At 66.5% G+C, this 14,747-nt stretch carries 4 protein-coding genes; 1 reads left to right on the forward strand and 3 read right to left on the reverse strand.

The genetic code is table 11. The features are described from left to right. Positions 1-2 precede the first annotated feature (2 nt). Complete coding sequence (locus ACWH49_RS06735) at positions 3-2,033, forward strand: acyltransferase family protein (RefSeq protein ID WP_448170758.1); 2,031 nt, start codon at positions 3-5, stop codon at positions 2,031-2,033. 127 nt (positions 2,034-2,160) lie between these two features. Here ACWH49_RS06735 and ACWH49_RS06740 read toward each other — a convergent pair whose 3' ends face one another. The 3 genes from ACWH49_RS06740 to ACWH49_RS06750 form a co-directional block, all read right to left on the reverse strand. After that, entirely contained in the window at positions 2,161-3,501 is a 1,341-nt protein-coding gene (locus ACWH49_RS06740; RefSeq protein WP_448170759.1) for an HlyD family type I secretion periplasmic adaptor subunit, read from the reverse strand. Next, a complete protein-coding gene (locus ACWH49_RS06745; protein WP_448170760.1) occupies positions 3,498-5,255 on the reverse strand; it encodes a type I secretion system permease/ATPase in 1,758 nt (585 codons plus the stop codon). The genes ACWH49_RS06740 and ACWH49_RS06745 overlap by 4 nt, the downstream gene beginning before the upstream one ends. Before the next feature lie 136 nt (positions 5,256-5,391). Then, a complete protein-coding gene (locus ACWH49_RS06750) occupies positions 5,392-14,358 on the reverse strand; it encodes a VCBS domain-containing protein (RefSeq protein WP_448170761.1) in 8,967 nt (2,988 codons plus the stop codon). Positions 14,359-14,747 lie beyond the last annotated feature (389 nt).

Below are 14,747 nucleotides of genomic sequence, written 5' to 3' on the forward strand. Positions count from 1 at the left end.
GGGTGAAACCTGCAATCACCCCGACCCCGACCCCGACCTATCGCGCCGACATCGACGGATTGCGCGCGCTCGCGATCCTTCTGGTCATCGGCTTCCACGCGTTCCCAAGCGCGGTCCACGGCGGATTCGTCGGCGTCGACGTCTTCTTCGTCATCTCCGGCTTCCTCATCACCTCGTTGATCACCCAGCAACTCGACGCACGGCGCTTCAGCGTTGCGCGCTTCTATCTGAATCGGGTGCGCCGGATATTTCCAGCGTTGGGCGCGATGCTGACTGGATGCGTGGTGGCGGGCTGGTGTCTGCTGGCCAACGGCGACTTTGCGCAACTGGGCAAGCACGTCGCCGCGGGGGCCGGCTTCGTCTCCAACCTGCTGCTCTGGAAGGAGGCCGGATACTTCGACAGTACGGCCGAAACCAAGCCGTTGCTGCACCTGTGGAGCCTGGGCGTCGAGGAACAGTTCTACATCGTCTGGCCGCTGGTGCTGTGGCTCGGCTCGCGCCGCGGCTGGGACCTGCGTGTGGTGACGGGAGCATGCCTTTTGATGTCGTTCGCCGCGAACATCGCGCTGGTGGCCGACGACCCGATCGGCACGTTCTACTCGCCCGCGACACGGGTGTGGGAGCTGCTGATCGGCGCGGCGCTGGCGGTAGTGGTATCGGCTCGGGCGGGACAGCGATCGAGTTCGCCGACCCTGCACAATGTCGCGGCAGCAAGCGGGATCTCGGCGATCGCCATCGCGGCCGCCTTGCTGTCGAAGAACCATGTCTTCCCCGGCTGGTGGGCGTTGCTGCCGACCGCCGGTGCGGCGATGCTGATCGCCGCCGGACCCGACGCCTGGATCAACCGGCGCATCCTTTCGCATCGTGGCATGGTGGCGATCGGGCTCGTCAGCTACCCGCTGTACCTGTGGCACTGGCCGCTGCTGGTGTTCCTGCGCATGTCCGGGGTGCTGAAGTCCGAGCTCGACGTGGGCTTGGTTGCGGTAGGCGGCGCGTTCGTCCTGTCATGGCTGACTTACCGCCTGATCGAGAAGCCCTTCCGCTCGATCGACCGAGGGTCGGCCCCGGCGCGCCCCCCGGAACGGCCACGCCTGTTGAACTTCAAGGCCGCCGGGCTCGTGGGCTTCATGGTCCTGGCGGGCGCCTGCGGCGCCGCGATCCATCAGTCGCAAGGCGAACTGCTGCGCGAGCATGCCCGTGTCGCCACGCTGCCGCCCCTGGCCGACAAGCGTGTGTTCGAGGCGCTCAAGGTCTACGAGCACCCGGATACGCCCAACCACTCTTGCCAGGACCAACTGCAGATGAACCCGCTGGGCGAGGAAATCTGCATCACGAACTCCGCCGCGCCCAAGGTGCTGTTCCTCGGCGACAGCCATGCGATGGCACTCTACTCGGCGGTCTTCGCGAACCGGATTGCCATTCCGAGCGTGCTGATCGCCTCACCTGGTTGCCTGATGTACCCGAACTACGTCTTCCAGCCGGACGGCAAGGAGTGGGGACAAGACTGCTCCGCCATCGCGAAGAAGGGCCTGGCGTATGCAAAGCAATCCACAACGATCGAGACGGTGATCGTCTCGCTGGTACGCAAGGGCGACCACCCCGCGAACCCGACGCGGTTCTATTCGGCGTCCGGCCGCGTGACCGAATTCGAGGCGCTCGACAACGGTTTGGACGCGTTGATCGGCACGCTGCTCGAGACTGGCAAGAAGGTTGTCTACGTGGTGGACATTCCCTACTTCCCCGATACCCCGGAAGTCTGCCAGATGCGATCTGCGCTGGCGAAGACGGACTCGTGCCGTCTGGACCGGTCAGAGATGAATCGGCCCTTCAAACCCTACTTCGATGTGGTCGAGAAGTTGAAGCGAAAGTACCCTGCCCTGGCGATCCTGAATGCCGAGGACGTTGTCTGTTCGAGAGACCATTGCGCGCAGCACGACGGGAGCCAGTATTACTACATCGATCGAGATCACCTCAGCGTTTACGGGGCAGAGAAGGTGTTGACCAAGGTGCTGGGTCAAAACACCGTGCACTGACTGCCCATCCGAGAGTTCCCGTGCGAATGGATCCTCACGAGCGGCCGCGACGGTTCACGATCAGGACTCGAAAACGACCGGCGCTCCGGTGATGTAAGCAGCCTCGGCAGTGTGCCGCGGTCGGATCTCAGCGCTCCCGCCCGGCGCGACGCAGCACCTGAGTAACCGGCTCCACCAAATACTGCAAGGGGGTACGCTCGTCGCCCCTGATATAGACCTCGGCCGGCATTCCGGCTTGCAACTTCACTTCGCCGGCTTGAGCCAACGAGGCAGCATCGGCCTCGACCAGCGCCACGTAGTAGGGCTGGTTGGTCGCGCGGTCCAGCGTGCGGTCGGGCGCCACGTAAAACACTTTGCCGGTCACCAGCCGCGTCGTGCGGTACTTGAACGCGGTAAAGCGGATGTCGGCCGGCTGGCCCTGCTGGACCCGGCTCACGTCCTCGGTGCGGATGTGCGCCTCGACCACCAGCCGCGGATTGGTCGGCACGATGTCGGCGATCGGCTCGCGCGGCGAGACCACGCTGCCGGGCGTCGTGAACTTCAGGTTGATCACGTCGCCGGCCACGGGCGCGGTGATCACCTGGCGGCTGGACGCGTCGACCGTCTTGCGCTGCTCCTGCTGCAGCTCGGCGAGCTTGGCAGCGCTGACCTTGAGCTGGTCGCTGGCCTGCTGGCGGTAGTCGCCTTCCAGCGACTTGATGCGCAGGTCGGCATCGAGCAGGTGCTGCTCGGCGCGGGCCAGGTCGGTGCGCTTCTCTTCGAGCTTGACGCCGTAGTCGGCGACGGTGGCCTCGAGCTGCGAGATGCGCGCGGCCGAGATGAAACCGTCCTTCAGCAGGCGCCGGTTGGTCTCCAGCTCGTCGCGTTGGTGCTGAAGCGACTCGGTCGCGCGGGCGATCTGCGCCCGCAGCGCCGCGGCCTCCTGCACCACCTTGGCCTGCTGCGAGCGCAGCAGCACCGACTGGCCGACCAGCGCGTCGCGCCGCGCGCCGAACAGCGAGCGCTCCTTGACCATCTGCTCGGCCACCCGCGGGTCGGTCACGGCAGCCGCGACGACGTCCTCCGGAAAGGTGATGGCCGCGGCCGACAACTGTTCGGCCTCGAGCCGCGCGAGGCTGGCGCGTTCGACGAACACCCGGTAGTTGAGCCGGTTCAGGTCGGCATCGACCGACACGTCGCCGAGGACCAGCAAGGGCTCGCCCTTCTCCACATGCTGGCCGTCGCGCACCATGACTTCACGGACCGTGCCGCCCTCGGTGTGCTGCACGACGCGGCGGTCGAGGTCGACCTTGACGAACGAGCTGGCTACCACCGCGGCCGACAGTGACGCGAACGCCAGCCACGCGCCCACCGGCACGACCGCGACGACCAGCACCAGCGCGGCGAGCCGCGCCAAGCGGCGGGCCTCGTCCAGGTGCTGGGCCAGCGGCGCCTGCGAATCGAGCGGCATCGAAGCGGCGGCGCTCATGACACCCTCTCTTCGCGCGCGGCCTGGGGCACGTCCATCGGATGCGGCGGTCGCGGCATCGTGACCACCTGCGCGCCACCCGCCCCCGGCTGCGGCTGCGGCTGGGCCTTCTGCTGCATGGCCCGCATCACCTCGGCGGTGGGGCCGTAGTGCTGGACCTTGCCGGCGTCGAGCACCAGCATCTTGTCGACATGCTGGATCAGCGTGGCGCGGTGCGTGACCACGACCACCGTGACCTGCCCGCGCAGCGCTTTGAGCGATTCGGCCAGCGCCACCTCGCCGGCGCCGTCGAGGTTGGAATTGGGCTCGTCGAGGACGATCAGCTTTGGCTCGCCGTACAGCGCGCGAGCCAGCGCGATGCGCTGCCGCTGCCCGGGCGAGATCACCGCGCCGTGCGGATCGACGACCGTGTCATAGCCGTCCAGCAGCGCCAGGATGAGTTCATGCACCTGCGCGCGCTGCGCCGCCTGCACGACGCGGGCCGAGTCGACCGCGCCCAGCCGCGCGATGTTCTCTGCCACCGTGCCGGGGAACAGTTCGACGTCCTGCGGCACGTAACCGAGCCACGGGCCGAGCTCCTCGCGCGGCCACTGCGCCAAATCCGCCTGGTCGAGCCGGACGGTGCCGGCGTTCGGCCGCCACACGCCGGTCAGCAGGCGTACCAGCGTCGACTTGCCGGCGCCGCTGGCACCGATCACGGCCAACGACTCGCCGGCCTCGAGCTGCAGCGACACACCGGCCAGCAGCAGGCGTTCGCCCTGCGGCGCGCGGAAGGTCAGCTGGTGCGCCGTGAGCTGCCCGGTCGGCGCCGGCAGCGCCATGCGCTGCGGCTGGGCATCGGCCGCGGTCAGCAACTCGCCCAGGCGGCGGAACGCCGCGCGCCCTTCGGCCAGCATGCGCCAGCTGCCGACGACCTGCTCGACGGGTGCCAGGGCGCGACCGAGCAAAGTGGTGGTGGCAATCATCACGCCGGCACTCGCCTCGCCGACGATCACGAGGTAGGCGCCGAGTGCGAGCATCAGCACCTGCACCGCTTGGCGCACGGTCCGGGTCAGCGCCGCCATCGCGACAGTCTTCGCCGCGGTGGGCTGCTGCAGGGCCGTGACTTCGGCGTTCTTCTGTCGCCAGCGCGCGACCAGCGCATCGGTCATGCCCAGGGTCTGCGCGACCTCGGCGTTCTGCAGCGAGGCTTCGAGGTAGCGCGTCGCGCCCGCAGCGGCCTTCTGCAGGGCCTCGATCTCGCGCCGGGTGACAAAGTCGTTGAGCACCGCCAGCCCGAGCATCAGCAGCGCCGCCGCGGCCGCCGCCATGCCGAGCATCGGGTGCGCGAGCCAGATCACCGCGACGTAGACGATGACCCAGGGCGAATCGAACAGTGCCAGCAGCCCCTGCGCGGAGAACAGCGCACGCAGTGCGCCGACATCGCGCAGGCTCTCGGAGCTGCCACGCCCGATGCGGCGCGCGCCCTGCGCGATCACGATCCGGGTCACGACCGGCGAGAGCGACTCGGACACGATGTTGCCTGCCACGCCCTGCAGCCGGGCGCGCAGGTAGTCGAGCACGAGCAGCAGTGTCAGCGCAACACCGACGCCGAGCATCAGCACCAGCAACGTCTCGCCGCTCTGGCTCGCCAGCACGCGGTCGAACACCTGCAGCATGAACAGCGCCGGCACCAGCAGCAGCAGGTTGACGAAGAACGACACGCCGGCCACATGAAGGAGCGGGCGACGCAGCAGATCGAGCAGTGGCTTCATCAGTCCCTCCTGAGAGCGACGAATGTTAACGACCGTGTCTCGACGACCGGCGGTAGGAACTCACGAACGCCCGCCGGGCCGCCGGCCACCCCCGCGATCGGGTGGCCGGACCGCAGCCGCGGCGGTTCGTGCCCGTTCACGGCAGCGCAGCCGCATCCACATGCCCGATCAGCGTGCTGAAGTCCAGTCCGGTCACGCCCTGCAACAGCAACAGATCCTGGAAACCGTGCACCGATCCTGCGCCGTCGACGTCGAGCGAGACGATCGTGCCCGACGCCGTCTCGTGCGAGCTGACGAACTGCGACAGGTCCGCGCCCGCCGCGTAACCCTGCAGCAGCGCACCGATGCCCAGCATGTCGCCGCCCGCGCCGGCATCGAAGTCGGTGATCGTGTCCACCGCGCCGGCGTCGCTGCTGCGGAACATGAAAGTGTCGCTGCCCGCGCCGCCCGTCAGCGTGTCGCTGCCCTGGCCGCCGACGAGGATGTCGTTGCTGCTGGTCCCCACCAGCACGTCCGCACCGGCGGTACCCAGCACGGTCGCGTTGTCGGCGACGGTGTTGGTCAGCAGCGCGTGGCCGTCTGCGCCGGCGCCGAGGTGGAAGTCCGCGGCCGTGTACTGCCCGATCAGCGACAACTGCGCCGTGTGCGTGCCGTCGCTCACGACCAGCGAGCCCGCCGTGCCCGCCGCGTTGACGGTGTAGCTGAGCTGGGTCGCGGCCGAGAACGCGACGTCGCCGAAGTGCAGCGTGTCGTCCGCGTTCAAGCCGGCGATCGTGCCGGTGAAGCCGCCGGCCTGGGCCAGCGTCAAGGTGCCCGATGCCGCGCCCGCGAAGCCGACGTTCGCATCGGACGCGGCGCCGAACTCGATCGCCCCGTGCCCGTCGATCGTTGCACTGCCGTGGCCGGCGACCGCGCTGTCGACCACGAGAACGCCGCTGCCGGTGGCCTCGAGCGAACCGGTGTGGGTCACGGTGTTGCTTCCGGTATCGATGACGAGCGCGTGCGTGCCGTCGGCGACGATCGTTCCGGCGTTGACCAGCGTCATCTGCCCCGCGCCGATCTGGCCGGCGCCGGAGATCGTGTTGTCGAGGTTGATCAGCGTCGCGGTCGAGGCGCCGCCGAAGATGACGTTGTTGGCGTCGTCCGACAGAACCACCTGCCCGCCGCCCTGCAGCGTCACGCTCTCGACCAGGATCTGCAGGTCGGTCTCGCTGCCGGTCGAGCCCAGCGCGATCGTGCCGCTGTTTTCGATCACGCCGCCGAGCGGCAGGATCGCACCGTTGGAGATCGTCATCGTGCCGGCGTTGATCGTCACCGGTTCGAGGTTGAACTCGAAGTTGGCGGCGGTCAGGTCGGCGGCGTGGACGCCGATCACGGTGATCGTCGAGCCGGGACCCATCGTGATCACCGCATTGCCGTTCGCATCGTCGACGATCGTGAGGTTGTCGAAGCCGCTGACGCCGGTGAAGCCGATCAGGTCGATTCTGTCGTTCACGGCATCGAAGCTGTGGATCGTGTCGTGGGCGATCGGCTGGGCGAATACCAGGAGGTCGGCGGCGGACGAGGCGGTAAGGTGGTCTTCGGAAGAGAGAGCGAAGATTGGATTGCCGCGGGCGTAGGCCTCGACGTTGTTGAAAACGACCGACTTGCCCGTTGTGCCGTCAGCGTTGAACCAAACCATAACGACGCTTAGAACCAGCGCGCCGGCGAAATCCGCGGGTGTCGTCACTGTCAAGGAACTTGGATCACTGGTCTGCACAGTCCAAGTGCCGTCCCCATTGTTGGTGCCGGCATTCAGTGTCCAGCCAGCGAGCATTCCGCTGATATTCACGCTAACAGCGCCGACATGGTCGGGCGGCTCCGTCAGTGCCAAGCTGATCGCCTCACCAGCGATCCCGGCAGGTTGGAGTCCCGTCACGCTCAAGCCCTTGCCTGGTTCCCCTGAACTGTCAGTGAACGCGCTGTCCGGTACAGATACGGTGAATATTTGGTTTGTATTGGACTTTGTAATTGGCAGAGTAAACGTAATAACTCCACCGCCCAAGTCAGTTGCGGAAGACATCGAGCCCTTGGTGATGGGTGCGTTCTGTCCACCAGTTCGCGTGACTGTGACGTCACCAGCATCAAATCCCGAGACCGATCCAGTCACACCGGTAAACGTGAACGTCAGCGTCTTGTTGGTGCCGGTTCCCGAGATGGCAATGGTGCCCAGGGTGGGTCCGACATCGGTGACGCTCAGCACGACCGCCTTGCTGCCGGTCAGGCCACCGCTGTCAGCGTCCACCACGTTGAAGCTGTAGCTGGACTTCGCCTCGAAGTTGGCCGACGCGTTCAGCGTGACCTGACCGTTGGCGTTGATGCTCAGCAACGTCGCATCGGCACCGCTCAGGCTCCAGGTCTTGGTGTCGCCCGCATCCGGATCGCTCGCCGTCGCCGTGTACACCACCGTGCTGGCCGAGGCGTTCTCCGCCACGCTGGCCGTCGCACCGGAGGTGATCGTCGGCGCCTCGTTGACGTCGGTGATGCTCAGCACGACCGCCTTGCTGCCGGTCAGGCCACCACCATCGGTGTCCACCACATTGAAGTTGTAGCTGGACTTCGCCTCGAAGTTGGCCGGCGCGTTGAGCGTGACCTGGCCGCTGGCGTTGATACTGAGCAATGCCGCATCGGCGCCGGTCAGGCTCCAGGTCTTGGCATTGTTCGGTGCCGTGGTGTCAGGGTCGCTCGCCGTGGCCGTGTACACCACCGTGGTGGCCAGTGAGTTCTCCGCCACGCTTGCCGTCGCGCCCGAGTTCACTGTCGGCGCCTCGTTGACGTCGGTGACGCTCAGCACGACCGCCTTGCTGCCGGTCAGGCCACCGCTGTCGGTGTCCACCACATTGAAGCTGTAGCTGGACTTCGCCTCGAAGTTGGCCGACGCGTTCAGCGTGACCTGACCGTTGGCGTTGATGCTCAGCAACGTCGCATCGGCACCGCTCAGGCTCCAGGTCTTGGTGTCGCCCGCATCCGGATCGCTCGCCGTCGCCGTGTACACCACCGTGCTGGCCGAGGCGTTCTCCGCCACGCTGGCCGTCGCACCGGAGGTGATCGTCGGCGCCTCGTTGACGTCGGTGATGCTCAGCACGACCGCCTTGCTGCCGGTCAGGCCACCACCATCGGTGTCCACCACATTGAAGTTGTAGCTGGACTTCGCCTCGAAGTTGGCCGGCGCGTTGAGCGTGACCTGGCCGCTGGCGTTGATACTGAGCAATGCCGCATCGGCGCCGGTCAGGCTCCAGGTCTTGGCATTGTTCGGTGCCGTGGTGTCAGGGTCGCTCGCCGTGGCCGTGTACACCACCGTGGTGGCCAGTGAGTTCTCCGCCACGCTTGCCGTCGCGCCCGAGTTCACTGTCGGCGCCTCGTTGACGTCGGTGACGCTCAGCACGACCGCCTTGCTGCCGGTCAGGCCACCGCTGTCGGTGTCCACCACATTGAAGCTGTAGCTGGACTTCGCCTCGAAGTTGGCCGACGCGTTCAGCGTGACCTGACCGTTGGCGTTGATGCTCAGCAACGTCGCATCGGCACCGCTCAGGCTCCAGGTCTTGGTGTCGCCCGCATCCGGATCGCTCGCCGTCGCCGTGTACACCACCGTGCTGGCCGAGGCGTTCTCCGCCACGCTGGCCGTCGCACCGGAGGTGATCGTCGGCGCCTCGTTGACGTCGGTGATGCTCAGCACGACCGCCTTGCTGCCGGTCAGGCCACCACCATCGGTGTCCACCACATTGAAGTTGTAGCTGGACTTCGCCTCGAAGTTGGCCGGCGCGTTGAGCGTGACCTGGCCGCTGGCGTTGATACTGAGCAATGCCGCATCGGCGCCGGTCAGGCTCCAGGTCTTGGCATTGTTCGGTGCCGTGGTGTCAGGGTCGCTCGCCGTGGCCGTGTACACCACCGTGGTGGCCAGTGAGTTCTCCGCCACGCTTGCCGTCGCGCCCGAGTTCACTGTCGGCGCCTCGTTGACGTCGGTGACGCTCAGCACGACCGCCTTGCTGCCGGTCAGGCCACCGCTGTCGGTGTCCACCACATTGAAGCTGTAGCTGGACTTCGCCTCGAAGTTGGCCGACGCGTTCAGCGTGACCTGACCGTTGGCGTTGATGCTCAGCAACGTCGCATCGGCACCGCTCAGGCTCCAGGTCTTGGTGTCGCCCGCATCCGGATCGCTCGCCGTCGCCGTGTACACCACCGTGCTGGCCGAGGCGTTCTCCGCCACGCTGGCCGTCGCACCGGAGGTGATCGTCGGCGCCTCGTTGACGTCGGTGACAGTCACCGCGAGTGCCTGATCATCGAACAGCGTGCCGTCCGAAGCCCGCACCGTCACGTTATAGACATTGTTATGCGGTTGTGGCGGCGAATCGGTTGGGATCTCGAAATCGGGAGCGCTGACGAAAACGAGTGCACCGGTCAATGCGTTGATGGTGAACTGGCCTGCGTCTGCCCCGCCCACGATGCTGTAGACCAACGCAACGCCGTCCGGATCGTTGGCTGTCACCGTCGTCACTGCGGTCGTGTTCTCGTTCACAGTGATGGCTGCAGCGGCACCACCTCCGTTGGAGCTGATTGCCGGTGCCTCGTTGACGTTGGTCACCGAAATCGCCACTGCCTGAGTGGTGTCGACTACTCCGTCGTTCGCGTGAACGACGATGTCGTACACGTTGTTGCCGCCGTTGTCGTTCGGCGCCTCGAAGTTCGGCGACGCCTTGAACGTCACGGCACCGGTCGAGCTGTTGATATCGAACAGGGCGGCGTCGATGCCGGTGATCGCGTAGCTGAGCGTCGCACCGGCGTCAGCATCGGTCGCAGCCACCGTGTACACGACGTTAGAAGCCGGGGTGTTCTCGCCTTCGCTGGCGCTGGCTCCGGAGGTGATCACCGGCGCGTCGTTCGTGCCGGTCACGGTGATCGTCACGCTCTGCGTGGCCGTGGCGCCCTGGTCGTCGGTCACGGTGACGGTGAACACCTCGTCGTGGCTTTCGCCGGCGGCCAGGTTCTGGTGCGCATCGTTGGCCAGCGTGTACAGCCACTGGCCGGTGGCGGCCTCCACGGCGAAGCTGCCGTAGGTGCCGGTGGCGTCGCCGCTGTAGGCCGCCGTCGCGCCGTGGTCGACGTCGCTGGAGCTCACCGTGCCGGTGGCCGTCAGCGTGGTGTCTTCCTGGACCGCGCCGCTCTGCGCCGTGCTCGTGATCACCGGCGCGTCGTTGGTGCCGGTGATGGTGATGCTCACGTTCTGCGTGGCCGTCGCACCGAAGTCGTCGGTCACCGTGACCACGAAGGTCTCGACGTGGCTTTCACCCTGGGCCAGGTCCTGGTGGCCGGCGTTGTCCAGCGCGTAGGTCCACACCCCCGTGCTGGCGTTGACCGCGAAGCTGCCGTAGGTGCCGGTGGCGTCGCCGCTGTAGGCCGCCGTCGCGCCGTGGTCGACGTCGCTGGAGCTCACCGTGCCGGTGGCCGTCAGCGTGGTGTCTTCCTGGACCGCGCCGCTCTGCGCCGTGCTCGTGATCACCGGCGCGTCGTTGGTGCCGGTGATGGTGATGCTCACGTTCTGCGTGGCCGTCGCACCGAAGTCGTCGGTCACCGTGACCACGAAGGTCTCGACGTGGCTTTCACCCTGGGCCAGGTCCTGGTGGCCGGCGTTGTCCAGCGCGTAGGTCCACACCCCCGTGCTGGCGTTGACCGCGAAGCTGCCGTAGGTGCCGGTGGCGTCGCCGCTGTAGGCCGCCGTCGCGCCGTGGTCGACGTCGCTGGAGCTCACCGTGCCGGTGGCCGTCAGCGTGGTGTCTTCCTGGACCGCGCCGCTCTGCGCCGTGCTCGTGATCACCGGCGCGTCGTTGGTGCCGGTGATGGTCACGTTGATCTGCTTGGTGATCAGCCCGCCGTGCTGGTCGTCCAGCGTGATCGTGAAGCTCTCGACCTTGGTCTGGCCGGCGGCCAGGTACTCGACGGCTGAGTCGGCCACCGTGTAGGTCCAGTGCAGTGCACCACCCGTGCCGCTGCCGGTGGTGTCGCTGTCTTTCGCGGCCGTGAGGCTGCCCAGAACGTTGCCCACCGGCGTGCCGCTGGCGCTCACCAGGTGCACGTCGATCAGGTCCACGTCCGTGAAGCTGATCGTGCCGCTGTCGGTCAGGTTGCCCACCGGCGTGACCTGCTCGAGCACCGCACCGGTCACGTCGGTGGCCGACACGATCGGCGCATCGTTGGTCCCGGTGATCGTGATGACCACGTCCTGCGTGGTCGTCGAGCCGTGGCCATCATCCACCGTGACGGTGTAGGTCTCCAGCTTGGTCTGGCCTGCGGCCAGGTACTGCGCCGCCGCGTTGTCGAGGTTGTAGCTCCAGCCCACCGAGCCCGGCTCGGTGGTGGCGTTTTCGCTCACCGTGCCCAGCGCGAAAGTGCCCAGCGCTCCGGCCACCGGCGCGAAGCTCACCGCGTGCGTGTCGGTCAGGTCCACGTCGTTGAAGCTGACCGTGCCCGCCGCGCTCAGCGTGTCGGTCGTCGACGCCGTCGTGTCGGCGTCTTCGACCACCGCGCCGGCCTGCGCCGCGCTGGTGATCGTCACCGCATCGTTGGTCCCGGTGATCGTGAAAGTGACTGTCTGGGTCGAGGTCGCGTTGCTGCTGTCCGTGACCGTGACGTTGTAGGTGACGGTGAGCGTCTGGCCGGCGGCGAGGAAGTCGAAGTTGCTGTCGGCCGCGCTGAAGCCGAAGTGCACCGAGCCCGAGCCCGAGCCGGTGCTGTCGGTGGCAACGCTGGTGGTGAGTGCGGAGGCCAGCACGGTGGCCAGCCCGCTGGGCAGTGCAGAGCCGCCCGACCAGGTGGCGGTGTCAATCGCGTTGGCGACCGTGTGCGTGTTGGTCAGGTCGACGTCGGTGAAGGCGAGCGTGCCCGCGGCGCTGTCGGCCGAGCTCGAGGCAAGCGTGGCGGCCAGCTCGGTGATGGCGTGCGAGGCGATGGTGTCGGCCGAGACGATCGGCGCGTCGTTGGTGCCGGTGATCGTGACGGTGACGTTCTGGGAGGTGATGCCGCCATGGGTGTCGGCAACCTGCACCGCATAGGTCAGCGTCGCGGTCTGACCCGCTGCCAGGTAGTCGAAGCTCTTGTCCTGGGCCGCGAAGGTCCAGCTGTCGGAGCCCGTGGCGCCATTGGTCGAGTCGCTCAGCGCACCCAGCGTGAGCCAGCTCAGCAGCGTGGCGTTGGCCGGCAGGCCCGAGGTGGTGCCCGCCGCTGTGACGCCCATCACCGTCACGGTGTGGGTGTCGCTCAGGTCGGCGTCGGTGAAGGTCACTGCACCGCTGACGGTGTCGCTGCCCATTGAGCCGGTGCGGCCCGCCTGCTCCATGATCGCACCGGTCTGCGCGCCGCTCGTGATCAACGGCGCGTCGTTGGTACCGGTGATCGTGACGGTGACGTTCTGGGAAGTGCTGCCGCCATGGGTGTCGGCAACCTGCACCGCGTAGGTCAGCGTCGCGGTCTGACCCGCTGCCAGGTAGTCGAAGCTCTTGTCCTGGGCCGCGAAGGTCCAGGCGTCGGAACCGGCGGCACCATTGGTGGAGTCGCTCAGCGCACCCAGCGTGAGCCAGCTCAGCAGCGTGGCGTTGGCCGGCAGGCCCGAGGTGGTGCCCGCCGCTGTGACGCCCGTCACCATTACGGTGTGGGTGTCGCTCAGGTCGGCGTCGGTGAAGGTCACTGCACCGCTGACGGTGTCGCTGCTCATTGAGCCGGTGAGGCCCGCCTGCTCCGTGATCGCACCGGTCTGCGTGCCGCTCGTGATCACAGGCGCGTCGTTGGTGCCGGTGATCGTGAAAGTCAAGTACTGGACAGCCGAATCCGCTGTCCCGTCGCTGACCTTGACCCCATAGGTCACCGTCAGTGTCTGCCCTTGCGCCAGAAAGTCCAGGTTGGCGGCCGCCGGGTCCCAGGTATACGCGAGGCTCTTCGTTCCGCCGTTGGAATTGGCGTCAGCGAAAGTCAGCTTGCCGCTTCCCAGCGCCGTGGTGAGGGCAGCGACCTGAGCCGCAGTCAACGTGCCGCCGCTCAACGCAAGAGACGGAGCTCCAGACACCGATGCGTGCAAGGTGTCCCCGATGTCCGCATCGTTCACCGACAGCGTGCCGATGATTGGTGAAATGTCCTGAGCCGACGCATTGCCGAGTTCGGCCACCGGCACGGTCGAGACGAAGCTGCTGAGCACCGGCGCGTCGTTCGTGCCGGCAATGGTGATGACCAAGTTCTGCGCGACCGAGTCGCCAACTTTCACGGCGTACGTTACGGTGATCGACTGCCCTGCCCGCAGGAAGTCCAGGTTTACCGCGAGCGGGTCGTAGATGTACCCGATTGTCTGCACACCGCCGGTCCAGGTGGCTGGCCCTGAAAAGCTCAACACGGGCGCCAGCGCCACTGCCAGATTGCTGGGAAGCACCACGCCGGCACTTGCCACGACCGACGAAGAGCCGACGGTGGCGATGAGCGACTGGCCCGCATCGAGATCGAGGAAACTCAATGTACCAACGAGTTTCAAGTCCTGAGCCGAGGCGTCGCCGAGCTCGCTCACAAACTGCTGCGTCACCCCGGTCAAGACGGTCTGGTGAAAGTCAATCGCCAGGTATGAGCCGTCCGCCTGCTGCACCGATACCGCCAGCTTCTCCATCATCTGGACGGTCAGCGCGGTGTCGTTGGCGAATTTGAAGGTGAAATCGCTGGCGCTCCCGTTCGATACTTCACCTTGCGGATTGGTCTTGACCGTCTGCAGGAACGTCACGTAACGCTGCAACTCGGCGCGAACCCCAAGGTCCACCCACTGCGCCGCACTCAGTTGCATCAGGACGGTGTCGATGCCGGAGCCGCCCGTATAGACGTCCTTCGCACCGTTGAGGTTTTCGGTGAGGTTGTAGACCAGCGTGTCGTTACCGGAATCGCCGTTGACGATGTCGCTTCCGCTGCCGCCGTTCAGCGTGTCATTGCCGGACCCACCCGAAATCTTGTCGTTGCCAGCGCCGCCGTTGATCGTGTCGGCACCAGAACCGCCATTCAGGTTGTCGTTGCTCTCGGTGCCTGTGATGATTGGGTCGCTCATTGGTGCTCCTGCGCCGAACTATCGGCATCGTGTGGACGGCGGGAGCGCAGACACGAAAGTGTCAAGACGCAGCCCTGAATCTGTTCAGTGATATGTGAAACATTGTTAATGCGCCTACGCAATTCACACCCCCCCTGGTTGGGTGCAAACAGGCTGACCGAGGGGTATTCCCACGCGGAAACCGACAACTAAGTCACGAATGACACTCGCACGTCAGCGCAAATGTTTCATTTCGCCGACTGGCCTAACGTCTCCGCTCTGTCAGGAAACGCAGGTTTCGCTGACCGTTGAGTGGTGCACGGAGCCCACCGCAAGAAGTCGACGTCACCCTCGCGATCTCGCATCTCGCGCACACGAGTCCACCGCGAAGTCCGATGGCTGCATGGCCG

It is taken from the genome of Rhizobacter fulvus, from assembly GCF_964020785.1.